Annotated in this window: 24 protein-coding genes and 6 tRNA genes; 25 read left to right on the top strand and 5 right to left on the bottom strand. The window is 44.2% G+C overall.

Translation table 11 applies throughout. The features are described 5' to 3' along the window. Positions 1–13: 13 nt before the first annotated feature. Positions 14–505, top strand: a complete 492-nt coding sequence (locus tag A3EU_RS0102785) for a T9SS type A sorting domain-containing protein (RefSeq protein WP_020534595.1) — start codon at positions 14–16, stop codon at positions 503–505. Between the two features lie 80 nt (positions 506–585). Here A3EU_RS0102785 and A3EU_RS0102780 read toward each other — a convergent pair whose 3' ends face one another. Next, positions 586–2,538 (bottom strand): caspase family protein, encoded by a 1,953-nt coding sequence (locus A3EU_RS0102780; protein ID WP_020534594.1) that lies wholly within the window; start codon positions 2,536–2,538, stop codon positions 586–588. Between the two features lie 150 nt (positions 2,539–2,688). Further along, positions 2,689–4,323 (bottom strand): caspase family protein, encoded by a 1,635-nt coding sequence (locus A3EU_RS0102775; protein ID WP_020534593.1) that lies wholly within the window; start codon positions 4,321–4,323, stop codon positions 2,689–2,691. 245 nt (positions 4,324–4,568) lie between these two features. Between A3EU_RS0102775 and A3EU_RS0102770 the strand changes: the two genes are divergently transcribed. From A3EU_RS0102770 to A3EU_RS0102760, 3 genes are all read left to right on the top strand, one after another. Next, positions 4,569–5,078: a DUF4920 domain-containing protein gene (locus A3EU_RS0102770; RefSeq protein ID WP_020534592.1), complete on the top strand. Its 510-nt coding sequence runs from the start codon at positions 4,569–4,571 to the stop codon at positions 5,076–5,078. Positions 5,079–5,219: 141 nt separating this feature from the next. Beyond that, complete coding sequence (locus A3EU_RS0102765) at positions 5,220–5,807, top strand: HD domain-containing protein (RefSeq protein ID WP_020534591.1); 588 nt, start codon at positions 5,220–5,222, stop codon at positions 5,805–5,807. Between the two features lie 223 nt (positions 5,808–6,030). Continuing rightward, complete coding sequence (locus A3EU_RS0102760; protein WP_020534590.1) at positions 6,031–7,914, top strand: S8 family serine peptidase; 1,884 nt, start codon at positions 6,031–6,033, stop codon at positions 7,912–7,914. Between the two features lie 25 nt (positions 7,915–7,939). Here A3EU_RS0102760 and A3EU_RS29175 read toward each other — a convergent pair whose 3' ends face one another. Together A3EU_RS29175 and A3EU_RS0102750 are read right to left on the bottom strand one after the other, a co-directional pair. Beyond that, entirely contained in the window at positions 7,940–8,620 is a 681-nt protein-coding gene (locus tag A3EU_RS29175; RefSeq protein ID WP_020534589.1) for a rhomboid family intramembrane serine protease, read from the bottom strand. 134 nt (positions 8,621–8,754) lie between these two features. Then, entirely contained in the window at positions 8,755–9,384 is a 630-nt protein-coding gene (locus A3EU_RS0102750) for a ribonuclease H1 domain-containing protein (protein WP_026211193.1), read from the bottom strand. Between the two features lie 93 nt (positions 9,385–9,477). On the opposite strand from A3EU_RS0102750, the gene A3EU_RS0102745 reads away from it, so the two are divergent. The 6 genes from A3EU_RS0102745 to A3EU_RS0102720 all read left to right on the top strand — a co-directional run bounded on the left by A3EU_RS0102745 (position 9,478) and on the right by A3EU_RS0102720 (position 13,058). Next, on the top strand, positions 9,478–10,251 hold the full coding sequence (locus A3EU_RS0102745; protein WP_020534587.1) for a TatD family hydrolase: 774 nt from the start codon (positions 9,478–9,480) through the stop codon (positions 10,249–10,251). Positions 10,252–10,404: 153 nt separating this feature from the next. Further along, a tRNA-Ser gene (locus A3EU_RS0102740) sits at positions 10,405–10,492 on the top strand. A 52-nt stretch (positions 10,493–10,544) separates the two neighbouring features. After that, complete coding sequence (locus A3EU_RS0102735) at positions 10,545–11,408, top strand: MotA/TolQ/ExbB proton channel family protein (protein ID WP_020534586.1); 864 nt, start codon at positions 10,545–10,547, stop codon at positions 11,406–11,408. A gap of 22 nt (positions 11,409–11,430) precedes the next feature. Beyond that, the gene (locus A3EU_RS0102730) at positions 11,431–11,943 is read left to right on the top strand and encodes a hypothetical protein (protein WP_020534585.1); all 513 of its coding nucleotides are present in this window, start codon (positions 11,431–11,433) and stop codon (positions 11,941–11,943) included. Positions 11,944–11,951: 8 nt separating this feature from the next. Next, positions 11,952–12,506, top strand: coding sequence for an ExbD/TolR family protein (locus tag A3EU_RS0102725; RefSeq protein WP_020534584.1), 555 nt, complete (start codon positions 11,952–11,954; stop codon positions 12,504–12,506). 84 nt (positions 12,507–12,590) lie between these two features. After that, on the top strand, positions 12,591–13,058 hold the full coding sequence (locus A3EU_RS0102720; RefSeq protein ID WP_020534583.1) for an ExbD/TolR family protein: 468 nt from the start codon (positions 12,591–12,593) through the stop codon (positions 13,056–13,058). Between the two features lie 65 nt (positions 13,059–13,123). On the opposite strand, the gene A3EU_RS32430 is transcribed toward A3EU_RS0102720, so the two are convergent. Further along, positions 13,124–13,573: an energy transducer TonB gene (locus tag A3EU_RS32430; RefSeq protein WP_020534582.1), complete on the bottom strand. Its 450-nt coding sequence runs from the start codon at positions 13,571–13,573 to the stop codon at positions 13,124–13,126. A 78-nt stretch (positions 13,574–13,651) separates the two neighbouring features. Between A3EU_RS32430 and A3EU_RS0102710 the strand changes: the two genes are divergently transcribed. The 15 genes from A3EU_RS0102710 to rpoB all read left to right on the top strand — a co-directional run bounded on the left by A3EU_RS0102710 (position 13,652) and on the right by rpoB (position 24,515). Continuing rightward, entirely contained in the window at positions 13,652–14,542 is an 891-nt protein-coding gene (locus A3EU_RS0102710) for a tyrosine-type recombinase/integrase (RefSeq protein ID WP_020534581.1), read from the top strand. Positions 14,543–14,610: 68 nt separating this feature from the next. Then, positions 14,611–14,913 carry a ribosome hibernation-promoting factor, HPF/YfiA family gene (gene hpf / locus A3EU_RS0102705; protein ID WP_020534580.1) on the top strand — a complete coding sequence of 101 codons (303 nt, stop codon included), beginning with the start codon at positions 14,611–14,613 and terminating at the stop codon, positions 14,911–14,913. A 375-nt stretch (positions 14,914–15,288) separates the two neighbouring features. Next, positions 15,289–15,362: transfer RNA gene (locus tag A3EU_RS0102700), tRNA-Thr, on the top strand. Between the two features lie 22 nt (positions 15,363–15,384). After that, positions 15,385–15,469, top strand: a tRNA-Tyr gene (locus tag A3EU_RS0102695). 5 nt (positions 15,470–15,474) lie between these two features. After that, positions 15,475–15,547 (top strand) — tRNA-Gly (locus A3EU_RS0102690). 36 nt (positions 15,548–15,583) lie between these two features. Continuing rightward, positions 15,584–15,655: transfer RNA gene (locus tag A3EU_RS0102685), tRNA-Thr, on the top strand. 96 nt (positions 15,656–15,751) lie between these two features. Beyond that, positions 15,752–16,954 carry an elongation factor Tu gene (gene tuf, locus A3EU_RS0102680; protein ID WP_020534579.1) on the top strand — a complete coding sequence of 401 codons (1,203 nt, stop codon included), beginning with the start codon at positions 15,752–15,754 and terminating at the stop codon, positions 16,952–16,954. 145 nt (positions 16,955–17,099) lie between these two features. After that, positions 17,100–17,172, top strand: a tRNA-Trp gene (locus A3EU_RS0102675). A gap of 106 nt (positions 17,173–17,278) precedes the next feature. Continuing rightward, positions 17,279–17,467, top strand: coding sequence for a preprotein translocase subunit SecE (gene secE, locus A3EU_RS0102670; protein ID WP_020534578.1), 189 nt, complete (start codon positions 17,279–17,281; stop codon positions 17,465–17,467). 34 nt (positions 17,468–17,501) lie between these two features. After that, positions 17,502–18,050 (top strand): transcription termination/antitermination protein NusG, encoded by a 549-nt coding sequence (gene nusG / locus A3EU_RS0102665; RefSeq protein ID WP_020534577.1) that lies wholly within the window; start codon positions 17,502–17,504, stop codon positions 18,048–18,050. 114 nt (positions 18,051–18,164) lie between these two features. Then, on the top strand, positions 18,165–18,605 hold the full coding sequence (gene rplK, locus A3EU_RS0102660) for a 50S ribosomal protein L11 (protein ID WP_020534576.1): 441 nt from the start codon (positions 18,165–18,167) through the stop codon (positions 18,603–18,605). Between the two features lie 71 nt (positions 18,606–18,676). After that, the gene (gene rplA / locus A3EU_RS0102655) at positions 18,677–19,369 is read left to right on the top strand and encodes a 50S ribosomal protein L1 (RefSeq protein WP_020534575.1); all 693 of its coding nucleotides are present in this window, start codon (positions 18,677–18,679) and stop codon (positions 19,367–19,369) included. A gap of 19 nt (positions 19,370–19,388) precedes the next feature. Beyond that, entirely contained in the window at positions 19,389–19,916 is a 528-nt protein-coding gene (gene rplJ / locus A3EU_RS0102650) for a 50S ribosomal protein L10 (RefSeq protein ID WP_020534574.1), read from the top strand. Between the two features lie 83 nt (positions 19,917–19,999). Then, complete coding sequence (gene rplL, locus A3EU_RS0102645; protein WP_020534573.1) at positions 20,000–20,377, top strand: 50S ribosomal protein L7/L12; 378 nt, start codon at positions 20,000–20,002, stop codon at positions 20,375–20,377. A gap of 316 nt (positions 20,378–20,693) precedes the next feature. Then, complete coding sequence (gene rpoB / locus A3EU_RS0102640) at positions 20,694–24,515, top strand: DNA-directed RNA polymerase subunit beta (protein ID WP_020534572.1); 3,822 nt, start codon at positions 20,694–20,696, stop codon at positions 24,513–24,515. Positions 24,516–24,527 lie beyond the last annotated feature (12 nt).

Below are 24,527 nucleotides of genomic sequence, written 5' to 3'. Positions count from 1 at the left end.
CAAACAAGAGAAAATGAAAAAATATTTGCCGATTTTATTGGGTTTGAATGGCTTAGTGCTCACGGCTGTTACAGCTCAGGATATGCCGCGGACGGTAGTGGGGAGTGCTGGTGATTATTACCAGAATATACTGGTAGGCAACCTGCACTGGACGGTAGGTGAAATAGCGGTTAGCCGCCACCAAAATGGCCTGGAACTTGGAGAAGGCTTTCACCAAGTTTATTATGACCTGTTAGTGCAAACAGAAGAGGAATTACCAGCGGATTGGGAGGTGAATGTTTATCCGAACCCGACGACGGACTGGCTGCAAGTTCGATTTCCTGAGACGGAGACATTGGCACTGAAGCTATTCGACCTCCAGGGCCGTTTACTAGCCGATTGGGGCGAAGTCAATGGAACAGCGACGCTAGATGTTGACTTTTACCCGGAAGGGACCTACCTGTTGCAACTGCAAGCAGCAGATGGCCGCCAACGAACATTAAAGGTGTTGAAAGTTGCACGATAGTTGTGCGGGGCGGAATGAAACTTTAGCGTTAAAGTTGACTAAGGTTTCGTTCCGCACTGAGACCTCTTTTTGTAGGGGGGTCATCGCAGTACCGCCACGGGCATCCTTTGGTCATAACTGCCCTGAATAACGGGGCTCTGTTGGAAACGGGTATAGGCAGTAACCTGTTCGTCGATGTAGTGATAGAGTTCTTGCACTCTAACCACACCATCAGCGTCCCGGTCGGCCTCTCCTTTAAGGCCGCGGAGCAGGAAATGGCTGAATACCCCCTGCCGTAAGCCACTTGACTCCAAGGACGTTTCTTCTGCTTTGGAAGACATGATCAAGGCCGTCCCTCGTTGGGCATCGGCCAGATTTTCGTAGTAGCGACTAAGCACATCGGGGAGTTGGCCTCCTCTGGCGGCAAGAAGCCCTCCGGAGTGGCAGGCATCGGCTAGGCAGAGTTTGTAGCCGGCGGCGCTTCGGTCCAGCATTTGTTTTATTTCCTGATGAGTAAGTAAGTTGTCTGCACCGTTGTAATCGATAGGTAAAAACGCGCCTGGAATTCCATGTCCGGAGAAATAGAGGACCAATAAATCATCAGGCCCTGCTTGAAGAAAGAGCCGTTGCATGGCTTCCAATATGTTTTTTCTGGTAGCGTCTTCGTCGATCAACACCTGGATGCGTTGATCAGGAATAGCTCCCCCTTGAGGGCTTTTTAGGAAAGCGAATAAGCGATAGGCATCATCATCAGGAAACCGAAGAGCAGGCATATGCTGGTAAGAGGACACTCCAATGATGAGCGCCCAGGTTTTTCCTTGTTTAGGGCTAATTTGCGGTTGGGGATTTGTACCCGCGACACGGGTATTTCCCAGATATTTGCCTGCTGCCCAGAGGCCCTCAAAGATTTGTCCACTTTTTTCGTAGTAAGTACCATATCCGGAGAAAGCGCCTGCTTCCATCTCGCCTTCATAACGGTCGCCGTTTTGGTATTGTACCAGTCCGTGGCCATGGGGCTTACTGTCGAGGAAGCTACCTTCATAGCGGTCACCTTGCTGAAAGCGATAGACGCCATAGCCGTTTTGGCAATTGCCACTTAGGCATCCCCGCTCTTGGTCGGCCGTTCTGGTAGGTAGAAAACCTCCCTCTAGCCAGTCGCCTTGAAGTACCTTGCCATCGGTGAATACCCTACGGCCTTGGCCATGTGGCAAACCATAGGCGAATTGTCCGCGATAATAATCTCCATTAGGATAAAAAAAAGCTCCTTGTCCGTGAGGTTGCCCGGCAAGAAACTGTCCTTCGTAACGACTACCGTCAGCGTAAGCATAAACGCCTTGTCCGTTTTGGCAATTACCTTGCAAGCAACCAGATTGGAGCACTAGGGTGCCATCCATAGAAGTAAACGCTTGGCCTTGTTGTTGATAAAGGCCATTTTGGGTGATGGGTTGCCCTCGTCGCCATTGTCCACTGAATTGTTGGCCATTGGCCCAAACCTTGGTACCATACCCTTCGGGGTAGCGGTGTTGCCATTGGCCTTCGTAGCGGCTACCATCTGCATAGGTGCAAATGCCCTGGCCGTGAATTTCTCCATGAAGAAATTGTCCGACATAGATGGCACCACCAGGCGTGAGGTAGGTGCCGGTGCCATTGGTGCAATCGCCAGCTACACAACCTGCCTGGGAAGGCCCTTTTTGTTGCCAGTCGGCAGGATGATCCTGTCCTTGGACTAACCTTCCATTGCGCCAATATCCTTGGCGAAAACTTCCGTCGGCGTACCAGTAGATGCCTTGGCCATGAGGCTTTCCCGCTTGAAATTGCCCGAGATATCGTTCTCCGTTCAGGTGGTATAAAGCACCTTCACCAGCGGGTTGAGATTGCTGGAAGGTGCCGCTGTAGCGTTTTCCGTCAGGATAACGGAAAATTCCTTCTCCGTTGAAGCAGTCTCCTTCCAGGCATTGGGCGTTTAGGTTAAAACCAAGTCCTAATGAGAGAATAAGGCAGAGCAGTAAAGTTGGCCAGGATACGTGAGTGTAGACTTTTTGGAATAGTTGCATGGGTAGTTTTTGGGCCCGGGATGAATTATTGAGTCATCAGTTGTTTTTTTTGGGGTTAATAGCGTTAAGGAACAGCTCAATTTATTTTGGCAAATACTCAAAGTGTATATGCTCTGAGCAGGTTTTGTAAGGTCTGGTTTGCACACAAGTTTACCGAATTACGGAAACAGGCATGTTGTCATCAAAGGTACCAGTGAGGGTCGGTGTCTGTACATTACCGGTATATTGTCTTGTCCGTTGGTGTACAAAGTTAAACAACTCACGGATGGTGATCAAGTTATCCGTATTGGTATTGGCTTCTCCTTTTAACCCTCGAATGAGGAAGTGGCTAAAAATACCTGAACGAAGTCCACGATCTTCCAGGGAATACTCTTCGCCTTTGGAGGAAAGTAATAAAGCGGTGCCTCCACTGCTGGCATTCAATGCGTCATAATATTCTTGTAGTGCGATATGGACTGGTGCACGTGCTGCCAAAAGACTACCTGCATGGCAGGCATCAGCCAAAACGAGTTTATGCTTGGCTCGACTTTGGCGCAGTAAGTCGCGAATTTCTTCGTGTTCCAGACGGTTGGCGAAACCATCATAATCTACGGGGAGAAAAGCACCCTGTAGGCCGTGTCCGGAAAAGTAAAAAAGAATCATATCATTATCATCAGCACGCAGAAATACGGAGCGCATGGCGTTTAGGATACCTTGGTGGGTGGCATCTTCATCAATCAAAAGTTGTATTTGGTGGTCGGGCAAGGCACCACCTTCCGGACTTTTCAGGAAGGCGAATAATTGGTAGGCATCATCATCGGTGTAGCGCAAAACAGGCATGTGCGTATAGCGTGCTGCCCCTACGACAACGGCCCATATTTTTACTTCGTCACTACGCTCAACCCTTACTGTTGATGGCGCATCTTGCTGAGATGTGAAGAGCTGGCGAACAGGCACACCGTGTTCCCAAATTGCACCAACGACCTTACCATTGGCGTAATACATGACTCCTTTTCCGTGTGGTGCATGCCGGTTCCAGCCTCCTTCGTAACGATCGCCGGAAAAGTAATAAACGGACCCGATTCCCTCAGGAACACCCTGACTAAAGTCTCCATAATATTGAGAGCCATCTTGATAGCGGAATTTGCCTTTACCCGAATCACAATTCTGGGTGTTGCAATTCCGTAAGCTGGTCGTGTCACCGGAGTAAGCCATTCGTCCCCAATCGGCCAAGTACTGGTTGTTTTCCCACTGGCCATTGATCTGTTCTCCATTATTATGATAAAGTGTGCCTAGTCCTTGGCGTTTGTTTTCTTGCCATTCCCCCTCGTAGCGGCTGCCATCTGCATAGTACATGGTGCCTGTACCATTAAAGAGGCCATTCTTTAATTGACCTTCATAACGATCATTGCTTTGAAAACTATAGGAGCCCTGGCCATTGGGATGGCCGTTGCGCCACTCTCCATCATAGGTATTACCGTTGGCATATTTCATATTGCCTTGACCATGAAATTTTCCGGCTTTAAATATGCCGAAATAGACATCCCCATTGGCAAAAGTCATTCGCCCTTTTCCTTCCCGTTCCTGTTCGTGCCAGTTACCAATGTATTTAGAACCATCTACATAGTAAAGGATGCCTTCGCCGTGCATTTTACCATCTTTAAAATCTCCCATGTAACGAGCTCCACCAGGAAAGGTGTAATTACCGTAGCCATTTAGGCAGTTGCCTTTGGAGCAGCCTACCTGGGCGGAAAGCGAAAAACCAGTGATAACAGAGAGTATTACAATGATGAGCGACTTGGCCATGATAAGATTGTTTTAGGGACAATTGGATTTGCGATAAAGTAGGGGAGTAGAAGACTGAATCGAGGTGACTTAAAAACCTTATTTAGGGCCTACTTATTGCACTCAATTTTAGGAATTAATAGTTTATTAAGGCTGTTTTTAGAGACCTTGATAGGGAACGGTGTGTTTGAGTGAGAATTCGGTTCGATCTATTTCAGGTTTTAACATTATTTATTGGCAATTACTTATTTTTGCAGAAAAAAAACATGAAGTACTTTTTTCAATTATTAGCTTTAGTATTATTCGTTGGTTTTGGAACAGCTTGCGGATCAACAGGAGAAGCCGCTACGGAGAGCGATTCACAGACAGAAGAGCAGGCAGGTGACGAGTCATTTGGTGCTGAATTTACGCCGGAAGCAGTAATTGCTTATCAGGATTTATCTGCTAAAGTGACGGATACCGATAGTATGGCGATTACTGTAAGAGGTAAAGTTTCCGAAGTTTGCCAAAGTAAAGGTTGCTGGATGAGTATCACCAATGGAGATGGAGAAGACATGATGGTCCGTTTTAAGGATTATGGATTTTTCATGCCAAAGGATATCGCTGGGCGGGAAGTTATTATGAATGGTAAGGCTTTTTACCAGACAACGCCCGTCGATGAGTTACGCCATTACGCAGAAGATGCTGGCAAATCACAAGAAGAAATCGATGCTATTACGGAACCTAAGCGGGAGTTAAGTTTCCTTGCTGATGGTGTGATTTTGGTGAAGGAATAATATTTTTTGATATTTAGAATAGCGTATCCAGTAAAAATTGGATACGCTATTCCCTTATTTTATGTAGATTGATCTGCAATTAATGCAACACCTGACGGGAGACTGTCGTTTATGGACGAAGAATTACTACCGTAATAAAGTATGAATTATCTGGGCGCTAAGGCTTTTATTTTAGGAGAACTCACCCGTGAGTTACCTAAAGAGCTTTATTACCATGGCCTTCATCATACTTTGGATGTATTAAAAGTCACAGAGGAGTTGTGTAGCTTAATGCATGTCACCGCTTATGAGACAATGCTTTTAAAAACGGCGGTACTCTTTCATGATGCTGGCTTTATGGTCTCAAGTCAAGATCACGAAGTGCGTGGCTGTAAGATTGCCCGTGATAACTTGCCCGGTTTTGGCTATAACGACCAGGAGATTGAGCGAATTTGTGGAATGATTCTAGCGACAAAGATTCCTCAAAGCCCAAAAAATAAGCTAGAAGAAATTATCTGTGATGCCGATTTAGATTATTTAGGTCGTCCCGATTTTTATTCCATAGGAACTACGCTTTTTAAAGAGCTACAAGTAGCCGGGGTATTAAAGTCGGAGGAAGAATGGAATCGTATACAGGTTCGGTTTTTAGAAAATCATGGCTTTTTCACATCAGTGAATAAAGAGCGCCGCCGCCCGGAGAAGCTACTCCACCTCGCTAATTTGAAGGCCTTAGTTGCTACTTACTCTTAGTTAGCTACCTTCCCTTTTTTAGAAAAGTAAAAAAAATGTACATCACTGGCAGCGTTGTCAGTAGTTGGCACGTTTCTAATGCAGTTTGATGATATAGGCGTTGAAATTTTAAGGAAGAGCAGTCCCAACTTTATACTCACTAGTTATTCCAACACGAAGTAGGGCCTGCTTTTCTTATTTCCTTTTCTTATCTTTCGGATTCATCCATAATCCAAGAACACCTATGTCAGAAATTTCAGTAAAAAGTGGTAAGGGAGAGTTAAAGCTGCACAAGAGTAAGCAACTTGTGGGGCTGAAGTCTGTAGCAGCAAGAAGTCTCGAGAAGCAGCCCTTTGTAGGTAAAGAAATACTGGCTAATTTAGGTGGTTTTCAGGTTGTTACGCTGGAAGGGGAGGTCAAGGATCTAGATACTCAATTGGATAAAGTACGGGAAGAAGATACGGTAGCAGTAGGAACCCATGTGTATTTCGCAGAAGGGAGCAATCGCCCTATGATTCCAACAGGAGAGATTTACATCACTTTTGAAGATGGTGTAGGCCCTGATGAGCAACAAATAGTACTGGACGAATATCACTTGAAGATCGCTGATCGGCGCTCTGCCTCGTTTATGGTTGCAAAAGTTACGGCAAAGTCCCCAAATCCGCTAAAAGCTGCTGCATCCCTGCAAGCACTTTNTCTGGTGTCTACAGCAGAACCAGATATAGATATGCCGATGGACGAATATGCCTTTTCCGTCCCTAACGATACGCTAATTTCTCATCAATGGCATCTTAATAATCCTGGATTTGTGATTGATGCTAATTTCCAACTCAAAAAAGGAGCAGACTCACATGTGCTAAATGCTTGGAATCGACTCGGTAATACAGGGAGTTCTGGGGTGACTGTAGCAGTAATTGATAATGGTTTTGATACCAATCATCCTGATTTACGAGGGAAGACGCACAAGCCTTATGATTTATGGACCCGCACATCACAGTTGCCACAAGGCGATACGCGTTTTACGCATGGTACGCCCTGTGCAAGTGTAGCAATTGCGGCTAGTAATGGTCAGGGTATTGTAGGTGCAGCGCCAGGTGTGCGGTTTATGCCCATTCATGGCACGTCCTTTAGCGCAGCCACAACGGAAGAGATGTTTGACTACTGTGTGCGAAACGGTGCTGATGTGATCAGTTGTTCGTGGGGAACGACAGATGCTCGTTACAGCCTGAATGCAGTCAAAGAACAAGCTATTGCTCGTGCAGCTCAGCAGGGGAGAGGAGGAAAGGGATGTGTAATTCTCTACGCCGTAGGTAATGACGATCTTAATTATGTCAATTATTACGCAGCTCACCCAGATGTTATAGCGGTGGCAGCGAGCACTAGTCAGGATGCCCATGCAAGCTATTCTAATCGAGGGCGAGAAGTAACGATCTGTGCGCCTTCTAATGGCGACTGGCCAATTATTGCTGCCCGAGCATCCTGGGATCAGGGGTTGACCTGGGAAACCGGTAACTACAAATTCTGGCGGGATGGTCGTAGCCGTGGTGATAATTATAAGCATTTTGGAGGCACTTCTAGTGCTACGCCATTGGTCGCAGGAATTTGCGCGCTTATTTTATCGGCTAATCCTGATTTAACGAGTAGAGAAGTTAAGTCTATTTTACAGCGTACTGCTGATAAGATTGGCCATCCTTCAGAATATGATAGCGGTGGTCATTCCCTCAAGTATGGTTATGGCCGAGTGAATGCAGATAAAGCAGTTGCAGAGGCGCTTCGACTAAAAGATGCAGCACAAACTTCGCCTCCTGCCCCGGTACCAGAGGTGACAGACAACATCAGCAGTGGCCGTGGGTTGTTTCGTTTTGATGTACGCAAGCAAGAAGCGAAAGGTTGGGGGGTACAGATTGGTGCCTTTTATGAATATGGTAATGTACTGATTCAGGCAGAAAAATTGCAGAAGCAATTTAATGTACCTGTCGTTGTGAGTATCAATGAATTAAATAGTAAAACGGTCTACAAAGTCACTGTGGGAGCATACGATTCTCAGGCAGCAGCCCGTGAATTATTGAAGCGTGTGAAAGACGCAGGAATCAGTTGTTTCTTACGTAATTTGGCTGATCTGGCCTAAAAATAAGGTTTAAAGAATATTCGAATTATTCCTTTTTTCTGTTAAAGATGTCTCTAGGAAAGAAGTACTGTTCTTCTTCCTGTTCTAGCTCATAGCTGGGCTTTCTGCGTATTTCAGCTTCTTCAATGCGTTGACGAAACCAGTAGGCTGTAAATACGCCTACTAAGGCCCCCAGGAGATGTCCTTCCCAGGAAACTCCTTCTTGAGTAGGGAGTACTCCCCATATCATTCCTCCATAGTAAAAGACAATGACCAGAGATATCGCTATCGCTCGAATGTTTCGCCGGAAAAATCCGGTAAAAGCGAGAAAACTTGCCATCCCGTAGACGACCCCACTGGCACCAATGTGATAATTAGCGCGATTAAAGGCAGAAAAGAGCGCTTCGGGGTCTGCAAAAAGCCACATGGTTATTCCCGTTCCCAGGTAGATAAGAAGGAGCACAGAAAAAGCAACACGTGGATAGAAGAAGATAATCATAGCCATTAAGACCAGAAAGGGTGCTGAGTTGGATAAAAGATGTGCCCAACTACCGTGTAGAAATGGCGTAGTTAGGATACCACGTAAGGCGTAAGTTTTACGTGGAGCAATACCATAAATAAACCATTCTGAGGCAGTTGCCTGTTCTAATAGGAAAACTAACCAGATAATAGCGAGTAAAGCTAGCGGCCAGCCTATTGAATGCTTAAGTCGTTGGGTAAAAGCCATCTTTATGGATAGAATTAAAAGAAGAAATCAGGATCGTAATAAAGATAACAACTAATTCCCCTTTTCTATCGGGATTACCTACGGATTACGCTGCTTTTTCTACGAAACGTTTAAAATCTTGGTATTGGTCTCTACTATTTTCTGCCAAAATCAGCGGGTATTTCCCCCCAACTATCGGTATCCCATTTTAGAATAGGATTGGTGAAAGTATTGGTCTTTAACCAGTTCTCTCCTCTTATAATCAATTCGTGCAGGGTAGCCGTACGGCTGTCGTTAACGAGATTTGTTTTTACTTTTTTCTTCCGTACCCAGGCCATCGCTGTAGCAGAGTCGGTGTAAATAGGTAGGTGGGGAAGGTTTTGTTTTTGTAAAAGAGCTAATCCATGTACGATAGCTAGAAATTCACCAATATTATTGGTACCCATAGGGAAAGCCTGATGGAAAACCTGATCTTTACTCTTGGTGTCCACACCTTGGTATTCCATGGGGCCGGGGTTACCACTACAGGCAGCATCTACGGACAAGCTTTGCCATACTATCTGAGAGCGTGGTGTTTTGCCAGAGGGCTTAGCCTTAGAGGCACCGCCACTTAAATAAGGTTTTGGACCAACCTTAAGTGCTTTTTCTGCGTCGTTAATGGAGGGGAAGCTTTTAAATAGTGCTCCCTGAAAACCTTTGATCTGAGCTTGGGCTTTGGCCCAGTCATCATAGATACCGGGCATGTGCCCTTTCCAGATGACGTAATATTTTTTCTTTTTTGCCATCGCGCTAAGTTAATGTAAACATTGCTCACGTCCACCAAAAAACATCCAAATAGAATCTATACCTTTGCGGCCTAGAAAAATATTGAAATAAATATGTTGATTGATACTCACGCTCATCTGTACGCTAAAGCTTTTGAAAATGATCGGGCAGCGATGATAGAACGTGCTCAGCAAGTTGGCGTTCAGCAGTTTTTACTGCCAAATATTGATGAATCTTCAATTGCTGGGATGCTGGAATTGGAGGAGGAGTACCCCGGCCGTTGTTTTCCGATGATGGGCTTGCACCCTTGTTCTGTAAAAGAAAATTACCTTTCAGACCTGGCTTGGGTTCGAAAGTGGTTGGATCAGCGTGATTTTATTGCGATTGGCGAAATAGGCATTGACCTTTACTGGGATAAAACTTTTGTGGAACAGCAGAAAGCAGCTTTTTTACAGCAGGTGGAATGGGCATTGGAGTTTGATCGTCCGATTGTTGTTCATGCTAGAGAATCACTTGACCTATTGATTGAATTGGTCAAAGAAGTTGGCGATTCTAATCTGAGGGGTGTTTTTCATTGTTTTACTGGAAATGTAGCACAAGCCGAAGCAATTATGGAATTAGGTCTATATTTAGGTATCGGTGGTGTAGTGACCTTCAAAAACGGTGGGGTGGATAAAACTTTAGCAGAAATTTCTTTGGATCGAATAATATTAGAAACTGATGCCCCTTATTTGGCACCCGTTCCTCACCGTGGGAAACGTAACGAAAGTGCTTACGTTCAGGAGGTAGCAGATAAATTAGCTTCGATCAAGGGATTGACAACAGGAAACGTTGCGGCAATTACCAGTGAAAATGCCCAGAAATTGTTTAACTTACCGATCTTATAGGAGAAAGGAGAGTAGTGCCTGATGAAATAATTGAGGCTTAATTAAAGGGCCATTTCGGACTAGAGCCGAAAAAAATTTTGATTATTAGCTTCTTTTTACAATTTTTGCGAATGATTGTTACATCTTGTGATCCTATTTAAAAGAAATTAATTCGGAGAGGTGCTCGAGTGGTTGAAGAGGCACGCCTGGAAAGCGTGTATACGGTAACCCCGTATCGAGGGTTCGAATCCCTTTCTCTCCGCAGCAAAACAATACAACTTTACTTTAAACAAAATCGTTAAACCTCGTTGGCTATGCGAAAATTATTTGCGCTGCTATTGATATTCAGCTTAGCAGCTTCCACGGTAAATACCGTTAGTGCTCAAGAAGACCAGACTGCTACTGAGCAAATTCAAGAAGCAGCAGAAGATGCTGGAGATGCAATTGGAGAAGCAGCAGAAGATGCTGGAGATGCAATTGAAGAAGTGGTAGACGAAGCAGCAGCAGCTGCCGAATCTATGACTACCATTGATGAAGGCGAAGCTCCTACAATGTTCCAAGTCCTGAAGAAGAACTTCATCGACGGTGACTGGAAATTCATGTCTTTGGTATTGATTACCTTAATTCTGGGTCTTGCGTTCTGTATTGAACGTATTCTGACACTGAATTTGGCTACTACCAACACAGACAAATTACTTGAACGCATCGATGAGCGCTTAGCTGCTAATGATGTAGACGGAGCCATGGAGGTTTGTAAATCTACTGCCGGTCCTACCGCTAGTGTTCTTTACGAAGGCCTACGTCGTTCTGCTGAAGGACCTGAAGCTGTTGAGAAAGCTATCGTTTCTTACGGTAGTGTACAGATGGGCTTATTAGAGCGCGGTCTGGTATGGATTTCTCTTTTCATTGCGATTGCTCCGATGCTTGGTTTCATGGGTACAGTAATCGGTATGATTGAGGCCTTTAACCGGATTGAGGCAGTTGGTGACCTTTCTCCTGCAGTAGTTGCAGGTGGTATTAAGGTAGCCCTTTTAACCACTGTATTCGGTCTTGTAGTGGCCATTATCCTACAGATTTTTTACAATTATATCGTTAACAAGATTGACGGTATCGTTAACCGGATGGAAGAAGCTTCTATCACTTTGGTTGACATTATGGCTAAGAACAAAGTATTTTAATCACCCTGTAATTTAATCTTCCATGTATAATTTCTTAAGCAAGAACGGACAGTTAGTTGCTTTTCTAGTGGGAGTGGTTCTGGTTGTGATTTTTCTAGCCATAGCTGTTCCCGGTGCAGGGGATTACTATTTTGATTCGATGGATGATGCCGAAATTTTCGGTGTTAACGTCTTCAATTTTGGTATCCTGGCTGCTATTGCCCTTTCTGTACTTTGTGCAGCGGGTATTGTTCTGTTCGGTTTGTATCACGTTGCCTCCAACCCTAAAGGGTCGATCAAAGGTATCCTTGGTGTGTTAGTTATTGCCGCCCTGATGTTTTTGTTCTACACAATGGCCTCGGGCAGTGCAGACCACGACACGATCAAGGGAGCCATCGAAAATTATGAGACATCTGCAGAAGGTCGTTTCATTTCCGAAGGAAACCTTAAATGGATTGGTAGCGCCATCCGAATGGGCTTATTGATGGCTGGTTTAGCTTTCGTAGCTCTAGTGATCATGCCAATCATTTCTCCAATTATTAACCGCGTTAAATAAACTGCATCATGGCAAAGACGAGTACCAGAGATCGTATGAGCAATGAAATCAATGCCGGCTCTATGGCCGATATTGCCTTCTTGCTGTTGATCTTCTTCTTGGTAACCACTACGATCGCAGAGGATAAAGGTATCCTCGTGAAATTACCGCCATGGTCGGATGAAGAACCGGATATTACACAATTGAAAACCCGTAACGTATACTCTGTTCTGGTAAATGCCCAGAATATGTTACTCGTTCGCGGGGAGGAAATGGATATTGATGATTTGCGGGAAAAGACGATTGAGTTTATCTCCAATCCACAGCGGAGAGAAGACTTGGCCGAGGCCCCCAATAAAGCAATTATTTCTCTTAAAAATGACCGAGGTACCAGTTATGCTACCTACCTGGAAGTCTATAATGAGTTGAAAGCAGCTTATTATGAACTCTGGGATGATTTGAGTCGGCAAAAATTCGGTGTAGCTTACAGCGATGATATGCCTGTTGCTCAACAAAAGGTGATTAAAGGAGAAATTCCATTTGTAATTTCCGAGGCGGAACCCACCAATTTTGGTGAAGAATAAGCACGTATCGTCTTAAACTTCCAGTTTATTCGTTAACGGTTATTGCCTTGTATAATATCAGGGCAATAAAAAAACAACGCAAGAATGTCTAAATTTCAAAAAAAGAGGGGAAAAGCCAAACCGGCTATCTCTACTGCTTCCTTACCGGACATTATCTTTATGTTGTTATTCTTCTTCATGGTGGTAACAGTACTACGTGATGCAGAGTTAAAGGTAAAAGTGACTACTCCTTATGCTACGGAACTTACGAAGCTAGAGGAAAAATCACTTGTGAATTATCTTTATATCGGGCGTCCGGAGAAAAAGTATCAACCAATTTATGGTACACGACCACGTCTCCAGCTCGGAGATGCATTCGCTACCGTAGATGATATTCCACTCTTTCTAGAGAAGCATAAAGTGAAAGTACCTGAAAACAAACGGGCACGGATCACTTCTTCTCTTCGAGTAGATGGAGAAGTAACAATGGGGATTGTGCAGGATGTGAAAATCAAACTGCGTAAATCCGGTCAGTTGAAGGTAAATTACTCGGCTAAGAAAAAGCCGCAGTAAAATTGTCTTCTAAAGAAAAGGCCCTGTCAACATCACGTTGACAGGGCTTTTTAGTTTCCTCTTTCTTAGAAAGAAATAGTGTAGTTGTAAGTATCCCCTTGGTCTTTCTTCTCGTCTTGCTGGTCTTCGGTAGGAATACTTTTGGTAATAGAATAGTTCACCTGCTGGGAAGGTGGAGCTTTATGTTTTGTTTTGGGATAATGGAAATGAATATTGATGGTTTTGTGAAACGTAGCTCGAATCTTTCGCAACTTGGGAATTTGAAACTTCAACAGTTTTACTATCCGCTGGGCTTCTTCGTCACAGCCATACCCCAAGCCAGTTAATACTTTAGTGCCAATAACATGCCCGTGAAAGTCAATGTCCATCCTCACTCTAACTGTTCCCTCAATTTTTTTCGCTTTTGCAGCTTCAGGGTAGCGTATCTGTTCAGAAAGAAACTTACGCAAGGCTTTAGGCCCTCCCGGGTAACTGGGCTTTTGTAAAAAGCTTTCCGGTTTACGTTCTTTTTTCATAGAAATCTTCCGTCTAATAATTGCTTTTCTGATGGAATAGGACTACCTTAATCCTAGTGTTAAAGATAGAGAGAATATATGGATGTGAGAGGATTTATAAAACATTTGGAATACGAGAAGCGCTTTTCTGAGCACACCTTGAAAGCTTATCAAAATGATTTAATTCAGTTTCAAAGTTTTGTTACTCAAACTTATGGGAGCTGCTGCTGGCCTAAAATAGAAGCTAGCCAGGTAAGGTCTTGGATGGCGATCTTATTAGAGCAGGAACATGCCCCTGCCAGTATTCGGCGGAAATTGTCGAGTTTAAAAGCATTTTATCGCTACTCTCGCCGTCAGCAACCTGATCTTAAAGATCCTACAAAGGCAATTCAAACACCAAAACTCAAGAAGCGATTACCTGTAACAGCAGATTCAACGGCATTGGCTCGTTTGTTGGCTTCTTTTCCGAAGGCTCCTTGTTTCTCTGATGCCAGAGATAAACTTTTATTGGAGTTACTTTATGGAACAGGATTGCGCCGTTCGGAATTATTAACCCTTAAGGAAAGAGATGTTTTGCGAGCAGAAAAACGCTTGAGAATATCAGGAAAAGGAGGAAAGGAGCGTTTAGTTCCTTATGGAGGAGCCGTACATCAGGCATTGAAGGTTTACAAAGAACGTAAAGAGGAGCTATTCCCGGATTGTGAAACACTAATTTTAACAGATAAAGGAAAACCACCTTACCCCAAATGGGTTTATAATAGAGTAAAGCAATATTTGGGAACACTACCTTATCTGGAACGTGCCAGCCCCCACGTATTGAGGCATTCATTTGCTACCCATTTATCAGATGCAGGTGCAGACCTCAATGCGATTAAAGAATTACTAGGGCATAGTAGTTTGGCTGCAACCCAGATTTACACCCATAATTCTATTGAAAAGCTAAAGAGGTCTTATGAACAGGCCCATCCAAAAGCAAAAACAAACGAATAGGGGAGAAGAAAAACTCCTCGGTTTTATAGGAAAGAATCAAGTACGCTTGATTCACAAAATGTAACTACATGAAAGTATACACAGAAGCAGTTCATTTCACAGCTGACCAGAAATTACTCGAGTTTATCGAAAAGAAACTGGGGAAATTAGACACCTTTTTTGACCGAATTATTGAAGCCCGTGTAAACCTTAAGCTGGAAAATTCCGGCCAGGTTAAAGACAAAATCGCGGAAGTACGGATTTCCGTTCCTGGTGATATATTAATAGCCAAGCATACTGACAAAACCTTTGAAGCTTCAATTGATAAAATAACGGATGTTCTCAAAAGGCAATTAGTGAAGTATAAAGAACGAATGCGCGAAACTATTTAATGTTTAGTTGCGTTAAAAAGGGCAGCGTCGATGAGAGTAGATCATCGGCGCTGTTTTATTTATACCTTTGGCATAAATAATGGATAGGGAGAGTGATCTAGTTTATAAGGAGTTGAGGGGTGATTGAGAAAACAATTTTCAACCTTGAGAAAAAAATCTCAGCAAAAGTTTTTTCTTTTACCGAATAGATATATCTTTGCAATCGCTTTGAGAAAATGATCTCAGGGTTACTTCCAAAGGGAAGATAAAAGCATTAGATTTTGCCGCTTTAGTTAAGTTAGACAAACTTATATCCATCTTAGGATATATCCTTCCGTAAAAGAGTTTCTTTGGAAAGTTTGAAGAAGGTGTTTGACTTGTAAAAATGGTAATAATGCCAGCATAGCTCAGTTGGCCAGAGCAGCTGATTTGTAATCAGCGGGTCGGGGGTTCGAATCCCTCTGCTGGCTCTTTTTTGCTCTTTGAAAGTATGGGGGTGCGCCGCAGTTGGAGAGGCGGGCTGGACTGTAAATCCAGTGCTTCGGCTGAGTAGGTTCGAGTCCTACCACCCCCACCATTTAAGCGGAAGTAGCTCAGTTGGTAGAGCATCAGCCTTCCAAGCTGAGGGTCGCGGGTTCGAGTCTCGTCTTCCGCTCTTTTATTTTAGCGCAGGAGCTAAACAATAGTTCTTGCCAATGTAGCTCAGGGGTAGAGCACTTCCATGGTAAGGAAGGGGTCGGGAGTTCAAATCTCCCCATTGGCTCTATTGCCGCCACGTTTTCTCGTGGCACCGGTATTCGGTAAATTCCCGAACAACTGTTATTTATTGTTAAACTTTGTTTCCAAAAATAAACAACTGATGGCTAAGGAAACTTTTGAGAGGTCGAAACCTCACGTAAACATTGGTACTATTGGTCACGTTGACCACGGCAAGACAACACTCACCGCGGCAATTAGCAAAGTACTTCACGAAGCGCATGGAGGTGCAGGAGATGTTCAAGACTACTCTAGTATTGACTCTGCTCCTGAAGAAAAAGAGCGTGGTATTACGATCAACACTGCTCACGTAGAATACGAGACAGCAAATCGTCACTATGGTCACGTTGACTGTCCTGGTCACGCCGATTATGTGAAGAACATGGTAACGGGTGCTGCTCAGATGGACGGTGCTATCCTTGTTGTTGCTGCTACTGATGGTCCTATGCCTCAGACACGTGAGCACATCCTATTGGCTCGCCAGGTAGGTGTACCAGCAATTGTAGTATTCATGAACAAGGCTGACCTTGTTGATGATGAAGAAATGTTGGAATTGGTAGACATGGAGGTTCGTGAACTTCTTTCTACCTACGAGTACGATGGCGACAACGCTGCTGTAATCACTGGTTCTGCTTTGAAAGCAATCGAAGGTGATGCTGAAGGTGTAGCTCAGATTAAAGAGCTGATGGATGCTGTTGATGAGCACATTCCTCTTCCTGAGCGTGATGTAGACAAGCCTTTCTTGATGCCTGTAGAGGACGTATTCTCGATCACTGGTCGTGGTACTGTTGCTACTGGTTCTATCGAGCGTGGTGTTATCAACACTGGTGATCCAGTTGAGATCATTGGTTTGATGAAAGAAGGTGAGAAGAACCTTACTTCTACGATCACAGGTGTAGAGATGTTCCGTAAGATTCTTAGCCGCGGTGAAGCTGGTGATAACGCTGGTCTTCTTCTTCGTGGTATTGAAAAGGATCAAATCAAGCGTGGACAAGTAATTTGTAAGCCTGGTTCAATTACTCCGCACAAGAAATTCAAGTGTGAGGTATATGTTCTAGGTAAGGATGAAGGTGGTCGTCACACACCATTCTTCAACGGTTACCGTCCTCAGTTTTACTTCCGTACCACTGACGTAACTGGTGATGTTGTACTGCCAGAAAATGTTGAGATGGTAATGCCTGGTGACAACGTTACCTTGGAAGTGAACTTGATTAACTCAATCGCAATGGACAAGGGTCTACGTTTTGCTATCCGTGAGGGTGGCCGTACTGTAGGTGCTGGTCAGGTTACTGAGATCATTGAGTAATCGTCTTAAAATGACGTTTGCTTTAGCATAAAAAAGTGGAGTCGGGAGGTGATTTTTTTCGCCTTCCGATTTCTCACGTTTAAAAAACACAGGGTGTAATTATCTGATAAAGATCAGGAAAATACACTTTGAGGTTATATTATACACGGGTGTAGCTCAATTGGCAGAGCACTGGTCTCCAAAACCAGGGGCTGGGAGTTCGAGTCTCTCCACCCGTGCAAGATTACTTTTCGTAGAACCCTAAGTGGGTGGAGCTACGGAAAGTCTATTCCGAGTTTTCGGAAAGTCTCTCCACCTATGTAATTTATACTTTACTTCATAGCAATGGATAAGATCAAGCTGTATTTACGGGAAAGCTACAATGAACTGGTACACAAGGTAACTTGGCCATCTTGGGCTAGCCTACAGAGTAATACCATTTTAGTAATTGTTGCTTCTATTATTTTTGCACTGTTGATCCTCGTGATGGACGCCATTTCTAAATTTGGCACTGGTTGGGTTTACGGAGTTTAATAGTAAGAAAGGTAAACAGTAAGTACAAGACACTATGTCCGAGGATAAAAGATGGTATTCATTAAGGGTTATTAGCGGTAAAGAGCGCAAGATCAAAGAGCGTATTGAGCTTGAGATTCTACGTTCAAAGTGGGGTGAAGCCGTTACTCAAATACTTGTACCAACGGAGAAAGTATATAAAATCCGTAATGGTAAGAAAGTTATTTCGGAGCGCAACATCCTGCCTGGCTATATTTTAGTAGAGGCAGTACCGGGACGATTCTCAGGAGAAATCGTACAAGCCATTGCTAATATTCCTAATGTCATCCATTTTTTAGGAAAAACTAATCCTATTCCCATGCGTGAATCCGAGGCTAATCGGATGTTGGGTAAAGTGGATGAGTCGCAGGATATGGGTGAATCTTTGATTGAGCCATTTATCGTTGGCGAGACAGTTAAGATTATCGACGGACCTTTCAGCGAGTTTATTGGAGATATCCAAGAGGTGAACGAAGAGAAGAAGAAACTGAAGGTTATCGTAAAAATATTCGGTCGTGGTACCGAAGTTGAATTGAATTTCATGCAGGTTGATAAGACCTCTTAAGTATTTTAATTACTGAGGTAGGAAGGAATGACTTAGGTTAGCTTTGGTTCTGAACTTGTTTAGAAACGCTTCCCCGAAACATACCGGTGATAAACTTCCGAAAAGAAAATTGCAATGGCAAAAGAACTCGAAACTTTTATAAAACTACAGGTACGTGGTGGCTCTGCCAACCCGGCTCCTCCTGTAGGTCCTGCCTTGGGTGCCAAGGGGGTTAACATTATGGAGTTTTGTAAGCGCTTCAACGCAGCAACGGATGATTCTCGTGGTAAGTTATTACCTGTAGTAATCTCTGTTTACAAGGATAAGTCTTTTGATTTTATTATCAAGACAACTCCGGCTGCAACACAGTTGATGGAAGCTGCTAACCTCAAAAAGGGAAGCCCAGAATCTAATCGTAACAAAGTAGGCTCTGTAACCTGGGATCAGGTGAAGGCAATTGCGGAAGATAAGATGGCGGATTTAAACGCTATGACGATCGAGTCAGCAATGAAAATGATTGCGGGCACAGCTCGTAGCATGGGTGTTACAGTTAGTGGCACTCCTCCCTGGGAGTAAGACAAATAATATTTTTCAATAGTAGGGAGTTCCGGTGATTTCCGGAACGTTACTACCTCAATTATTTATTCATGGCTAAGATCAGCAAAAAAAGAGCAGCGGCAAACGCTAAGGTGGACTCCACCAAGCTCTATGATTTGCCTGAAGCAATGGAATTGGTAAAAGATGTAAATCTTACCAAATTTGATGCTTCGGTAGATGTGCATGTTCGTCTTGGTATCGATCCGCGTAAAGCAGACCAAGCCCTACGGGGAACGGTTACTTTACCTCACGGTACTGGTAAAACAAAGCGCGTAGTGGTTTTCTGTACTCCTGACAAGGAGGACGAAGCCAGAGAAGCGGGTGCCGACCACGTTGGCCTCGACGATCTGATTCAAAAGGTGAGCGGTGGCTGGACCGATTTCGACGTAGTGGTAGCAATGCCACAAGTAATGGCCAAAATTGGTCGTTTAGGTCGTATTCTGGGNCCACGTGGCTTGATGCCTAACCCTAAAACCGGTACAGTTACACCTAATGTTGGTGCTGCTGTCGGTGATGTGAAAGGAGGTAAAATTTCTTTCCGTGTTGATAAGTTTGGTATCATTCATTCTTCTATCGGTCGTGTTAGTTTCTCTGCAGAGAAACTAACAGACAATGCTAATGAATTGTTAGGAACAATCGTTCGCATGAAGCCTTCTACTGCTAAAGGTAATTACATGAAAAGTGTAACGGTTGTTAGCACGATGAGCCCCGGTATCAAGATTGAGCCAAAATCTATTCGTTAACTTCTAAAATTGTCAAACAATGACCAGAACAGAAAAAGTAGCTGCCGTTGAAGTACTGAAGGAGAAGTTTTCGAATACTGAATTCTTCTATCTTACAGATGCTTCTGCATTATCGGTAGAAAAGATCAACAACTTGCGTGCAGAACTCTTTAGTAAAGGGATCGAGATGCAGGTGGTTAAAAATACATTGGCACGTAAAGCGATGGAAGCTTTACCGAATGCCAGTAATTACGAAGGTCTCTTCGATGCACTCAAAGGGCCTACAGCAATTATGTTCACTTCGGTAGCAAATGCTCCGGCTCGTGTGATCAAGGAATTCCGTGGAAAAGCAGAGCGTCCTTTTATTAAGGCTGCTTACATTGATACCGCGATATACCAAGGTGATGATCAAATTAAAGTACTGGCTGAACTCAAGTCTAAGGAAGAACTTCTTGGCGACTTGTTAGGCTTGTTACAATCACCTATCCAGAATGTTATGGGTGCCCTTCAATCAGGTGGCAACAACATTATGGGACTTTTGAAAGCCCTCGAAGAGAAAGAAGGCTAATCGTTTTTTTAATTAATTAATTGGCTTCCAAGCTGTTTGCGCACGATTAATTTTAATCGTCCAACACTACAAATATTTTTACAATGGCAGATCTTAAAGAAATTGCAGAACAACTAGTTAATCTTTCAGTTAAAGAAGTTAGCGAGTTGGCTACTATTATGGAGGAAGAGTATGGCATCAAGCCTGCTGCTGCGGCAGTAGCTGTTGCTGGGCCTGCTGCTGGCGGAGACGCTGGTGCAGAAGCTGAGCAGACAGAATTTGATGTAGTTCTTACTTCTGGTGGTGCTGCAAAACTCAAAGTAGTAAAAGAAGTGAAGAACCTTCTCGGATTAGGCTTGAAAGAGGCTAAAGGGTTGGTAGACGATGCTCCTTCTACTATCAAGGAGAAAGTTACTAAAGAAGAAGCAGAAAGCATCAAAACTGCTTTGGAAGAAGCAGGTGCTTCTGTAGAATTGAAGTAATTTTTTTACTTTTGTACAGTAGCCAGGCTTTCTTTCGGGAAAGTCTGGCCACTAAGTACTACGAGGCTTAGCTAATGGTGTATACCGATGGCTAAGCCTATCGTCGTATAAAAATGTAGCCTCTTTGACAACAATTTAGCCCGCTAAGTTGTATTGTTAAGTTGGCCCTGATACAATCAATGGATTGAATCATAGAATTTGCCTGGTAATTGTCGATATACAATTTTTTGGTGAGTTCTTAAGTCATAAGACTGTATAGCAAAATCATCCCGCCCCGACCAGTCATCGGATAGGGAATAAAAAACGCAATTTGCACATGACGTCAAACGGCAAGCTGCTAAAAGCTGAAGAAGCACGCGTAAACTTCGGCAAAATCAAACTAGGCTCTCCTTCTCCCGATTTACTCGAGATCCAGCTACGTTCCTTTCAGGAGTTTTTCCAGTTAGAAACGACGCCGGAAAATCGGATGAATGAAGGCCTTTACAGAGTATTTCAGGAGAATTTTCCAATTACGGATGCCCGAAATATTTTCGTGCTCGAATTCTTAGATTATTTCGTTGACCCTCCTCGCTACACCATCGATGAATGTATTCAGCGTGGTCTTACTTACAGCGTACCGCTGAAGGCTAAGCTGAAGCTTTCTTGTAATGATGAGGAACACGTCGACTTCCAGACCATCGTCCAAGATGTATTTCTGGGGAATATTCCCTACATGACTCCTAAGGGCACCTTTGTCATAAATGGAGCAGAACGGGTAATCGTTTCTCAGTTGCACCGCTCACCTGGCGTTTTCTTTGGTCAGTCTTTCCACCCTAACGGTACTAAGATTTATTCTGCTCGGGTTATTCCTTTCAAAGGTGCCTGGATGGAATTCGCAACGGACATCAACACGGTAATGTACGCTTACATCGATCGTAAGAAGAAGTTCCCCGTGACGACGTTGCTACGTGCTATTGGTTTCGATACGGATAAGGCTATCCTCGATATCTTCGATCTCGCTGATGAGGTGTCTGCTTCTCGCGAAAGCTTGGAGGTTTCCTTGGGCCGTAAACTCGCTGCCCGGGTGTTACGTTCTTGGACGGAAGACTTTGTCGATGAAGATACTGGTGAAGTAGTAACCATTGAGCGTAACGAAATCATTCTTGAGCGTGATATCGTTCTGGATGAAAGTAATATCGAATTGATTCTGAATGCAGAGATGGATACCATCATCTTGCAGAAAGATGAAATTGATATGGATTACTCCATTATCTACAATACACTGCAAAAAGACCCCTCTAGTTCTGAATTAGAAGCGGTACAGTATATTTATAAGCAGCTTCGTGGTACCGACCCGCCGGATGAAGAAACGGCTCGCGGTATCATTGATAAGCTGTTCTTCTCTGATAAGCGTTATAACTTAGGTGAAGTTGGTCGTTACAAGATCAACAGAAAACTGGAGTTGGAAACGCCTACCGAAGTATTGGTACTTACCAAGGAAGACATTATCGCAATTGTTACCTACCTGGTAGCTCTGATGAACCAAAAGGCAGAAATCGATGATATCGATCACTTGTCTAATCGTCGGGTACGTACCGTAGGTGAGCAGTTGTACGCTCAGTTCGGTGTTGGTTTGGCACGGATGGCTCGTACAATCCGCGAGCGGATGAATGTACGTGACAACGAAGTATTTACTCCTGTTGATTTGATCAACGCTCGGACATTGTCTAGTGTAATCAACTCTTTCTTTGGTACCAGCCAGTTGTCTCAGTTTCTCGATCAAACAAACCCTCTTTCTGAAATCACCCACAAACGGCGGATTTCAGCACTTGGACCTGGTGGTCTGAGTCGTGAACGTGCGGGTTTTGAGGTACGAGATGTACACTATAGTCACTATGGTCGTCTGTGTACCATTGAAACACCGGAAGGACCGAACATTGGTTTGATTTCTACCCTTTGTGTACATGCAAAGGTGAATAAAATGGGATTCCTGGAAACCCCTTACCGCGCTGTTGACGAAGGTAATGTGGTAATGGCTGGCGACCCTATCTATCTTTCTGCTGAAGGGGAAGATTATAAAAGAATTGCACAAGCTAATGCACCGGTAACGGAGCAGGGGGCTTTTGAAAGTGATCGTGTTAAGTGTCGTGAGCACGGTGATTTCCCCGTGTTGACACCAGCAGAGATCGAATATATGGATGTTGCACCTAACCAGATTGTTGGGGTGTCGGCATCGATGATTCCGTTCTTGGAAAATGATGATGCCAACCGAGCCCTGATGGGATCGAACATGCAGCGTCAGGCAGTTCCATTGATTCGTCCAAGCTCTCCGGTAGTAGGTACTGGATTGGAAGGAAAAGTGGCACGTGACTCGCGGATGTTGATCAACGCTGAAGGCGATGGTGTGGTTGATTATGTGGATGCGAACGAAATCGTTATTCGCTACGATCGTACTGATGAAGAGAAGCTTGTTTCTTTCGAAGATAACCGCAAAACCTATAAGTTGACCAAGTTCCTGCGTACTAACCAAGGAACCTGTGTGAATTTGAAGCCGATTGTACGGCGCGGTATGCGGGTAGTAAAAGGCCAGATCCTGTGTGACGGTTATGCTACAGAAAAAGGTGAGTTGGCTTTAGGGCAAAACCTGAAAGTGGCATTTATGCCTTGGAAAGGTTACAACTTTGAGGATGCCATCGTACTTTCTGAACGTGTTGTTCGGGAAGATATCTTTACCTCTTTACACATTGAGCACTTCGAAATGGATGTGCGCGATACGAAGTTAGGGGAAGAAGAATTGACCAACGATATTCCTAACGTCAGCGAAGAAGCTACCAAAGACCTGGACGAAAACGGTATTATCCGTGTTGGTGCCTGGGTTAAGGAAGGTGACATCCTGATCGGTAAGATTACTCCGAAAGGAGAAAGTGATCCTACGCCGGAAGAGAAACTCTTGCGTGCTATCTTTGGTGACAAAGCCGGGGATGTTAAAGATGCTTCGATGAAAGCACCTCCTTCTTTGAAGGGTGTTATTATTGACAAGCAGCTTTTTGCACGTGCTAAGAAGGACCAGAAGCAGAAGGAGCAAGAGAAAATTCAGCTTTCTAAGCTGGAGGATCAGCACAAGATTGCGCTGAACGAGCTCAAGACGATTTTGGTAGATAAACTCAACGTTCTGGTAGCTGACATGACTTCTAAAGGTGTAAAAACCATTTATGGAGAAATGTTGATTCCAGCAGGGCAGAAGTTATCACCATCTATCCTCCGCGACCTTGACTACACAACGGTAGACTATACACGTTGGACTGACGACAAGGAAAAGAATGTACTGATTGCTCGCTTGTTGCACAACTACAGCATCAAGGTTAACGAGGAAATCGGTCGCCATAAGCGGGAGAAATTCAACATCTCTATTGGTGATGAATTACCAGCAGGTGTATTGAAGCTGGCTAAAGTTTACCTAGCTAAGAAGCGGAAGCTGAAAGTAGGGGATAAGCTTGCTGGTCGCCACGGTAACAAGGGTATTGTATCACGTATCGTACGGATGGAAGATATGCCATTCCTCGAAGACGGAACACCTGTAGATATCGTACTGAACCCGCTGGGTGTACCTTCACGGATGAACCTTGGACAGATTTTCGAAACAGTACTGGGATGGGCCGGTGAAAAACTGGGAGTGAAGTTCGCTACCCCGATTTTCGATGGTGCCAGCCAGGATGAAATCGAATCTTATATCCAAAAAGCAGGTTTACCATCCTTGGGACAAACGTACCTGTATGACGGTGAAACGGGCGACCGCTTCCACCAGCAGGCAACGGTTGGTGTGATTTACATGCTGAAGTTGTCTCACATGGTAGATGATAAGATGCACGCACGTTCGATTGGGCCTTACTCGCTTATTACCCAACAACCATTGGGTGGTAAAGCACAGTTTGGTGGTCAGCGTTTTGGTGAGATGGAAGTATGGGCACTGGAAGCCTTTGGTGCCAGTAACATTCTTCAGGAATTATTGACGCTGAAGTCGGATGATATTCAGGGACGGGCGAAAGCTTACGAAGCTATCGTGAAGGGTGACAACCTTCCGGCACCGAACATTCCTGAATCATTCAACGTATTGATGCACGAATTACGTGGTCTGGCGTTGGACATCAAGTTCGACTAAGGACGTGCCCCT

The organism is Lewinella cohaerens DSM 23179 (assembly GCF_000379805.1).
GTDB lineage: Bacteria > Bacteroidota > Bacteroidia > Chitinophagales > Saprospiraceae > Lewinella > Lewinella cohaerens.
This window is presented reverse-complemented; position numbering and strand designations above follow the sequence as displayed.

What these genes read in the sequence shown, in the direction of transcription:
- A3EU_RS0102730 (WP_020534585.1), top strand. Translation starts at nt 11,431, where the DNA reads ATGTATAATTTCTTAAGCAAGAACGGACAGTTAGTTGCTTTTCTAGTG.
- rpoB (WP_020534572.1), top strand. Translation starts at nt 20,694, where the DNA reads ATGACGTCAAACGGCAAGCTGCTAAAAGCTGAAGAAGCACGCGTAAAC.
- A3EU_RS0102710 (WP_020534581.1), top strand. Translation starts at nt 13,652, where the DNA reads ATGGATGTGAGAGGATTTATAAAACATTTGGAATACGAGAAGCGCTTT.
- A3EU_RS0102725 (WP_020534584.1), top strand. Translation starts at nt 11,952, where the DNA reads ATGGCAAAGACGAGTACCAGAGATCGTATGAGCAATGAAATCAATGCC.
- A3EU_RS0102775 (WP_020534593.1), bottom strand. Translation starts at nt 4,323, where the DNA reads ATGGCCAAGTCGCTCATCATTGTAATACTCTCTGTTATCACTGGTTTT.
- A3EU_RS0102770 (WP_020534592.1), top strand. Translation starts at nt 4,569, where the DNA reads ATGAAGTACTTTTTTCAATTATTAGCTTTAGTATTATTCGTTGGTTTT.
- A3EU_RS0102745 (WP_020534587.1), top strand. Translation starts at nt 9,478, where the DNA reads ATGTTGATTGATACTCACGCTCATCTGTACGCTAAAGCTTTTGAAAAT.
- tuf (WP_020534579.1), top strand. Translation starts at nt 15,752, where the DNA reads ATGGCTAAGGAAACTTTTGAGAGGTCGAAACCTCACGTAAACATTGGT.
- A3EU_RS0102750 (WP_026211193.1), bottom strand. Translation starts at nt 9,384, where the DNA reads ATGGCAAAAAAGAAAAAATATTACGTCATCTGGAAAGGGCACATGCCC.
- A3EU_RS0102720 (WP_020534583.1), top strand. Translation starts at nt 12,591, where the DNA reads ATGTCTAAATTTCAAAAAAAGAGGGGAAAAGCCAAACCGGCTATCTCT.
- A3EU_RS0102780 (WP_020534594.1), bottom strand. Translation starts at nt 2,538, where the DNA reads ATGCAACTATTCCAAAAAGTCTACACTCACGTATCCTGGCCAACTTTA.
- rplL (WP_020534573.1), top strand. Translation starts at nt 20,000, where the DNA reads ATGGCAGATCTTAAAGAAATTGCAGAACAACTAGTTAATCTTTCAGTT.
- rplK (WP_020534576.1), top strand. Translation starts at nt 18,165, where the DNA reads ATGGCAAAAGAACTCGAAACTTTTATAAAACTACAGGTACGTGGTGGC.
- A3EU_RS0102735 (WP_020534586.1), top strand. Translation starts at nt 10,545, where the DNA reads ATGCGAAAATTATTTGCGCTGCTATTGATATTCAGCTTAGCAGCTTCC.
- A3EU_RS29175 (WP_020534589.1), bottom strand. Translation starts at nt 8,620, where the DNA reads ATGGCTTTTACCCAACGACTTAAGCATTCAATAGGCTGGCCGCTAGCT.
- A3EU_RS32430 (WP_020534582.1), bottom strand. Translation starts at nt 13,573, where the DNA reads ATGAAAAAAGAACGTAAACCGGAAAGCTTTTTACAAAAGCCCAGTTAC.
- rplJ (WP_020534574.1), top strand. Translation starts at nt 19,389, where the DNA reads ATGACCAGAACAGAAAAAGTAGCTGCCGTTGAAGTACTGAAGGAGAAG.
- A3EU_RS0102785 (WP_020534595.1), top strand. Translation starts at nt 14, where the DNA reads ATGAAAAAATATTTGCCGATTTTATTGGGTTTGAATGGCTTAGTGCTC.
- secE (WP_020534578.1), top strand. Translation starts at nt 17,279, where the DNA reads ATGGATAAGATCAAGCTGTATTTACGGGAAAGCTACAATGAACTGGTA.
- A3EU_RS0102765 (WP_020534591.1), top strand. Translation starts at nt 5,220, where the DNA reads ATGAATTATCTGGGCGCTAAGGCTTTTATTTTAGGAGAACTCACCCGT.
- hpf (WP_020534580.1), top strand. Translation starts at nt 14,611, where the DNA reads ATGAAAGTATACACAGAAGCAGTTCATTTCACAGCTGACCAGAAATTA.
- nusG (WP_020534577.1), top strand. Translation starts at nt 17,502, where the DNA reads ATGTCCGAGGATAAAAGATGGTATTCATTAAGGGTTATTAGCGGTAAA.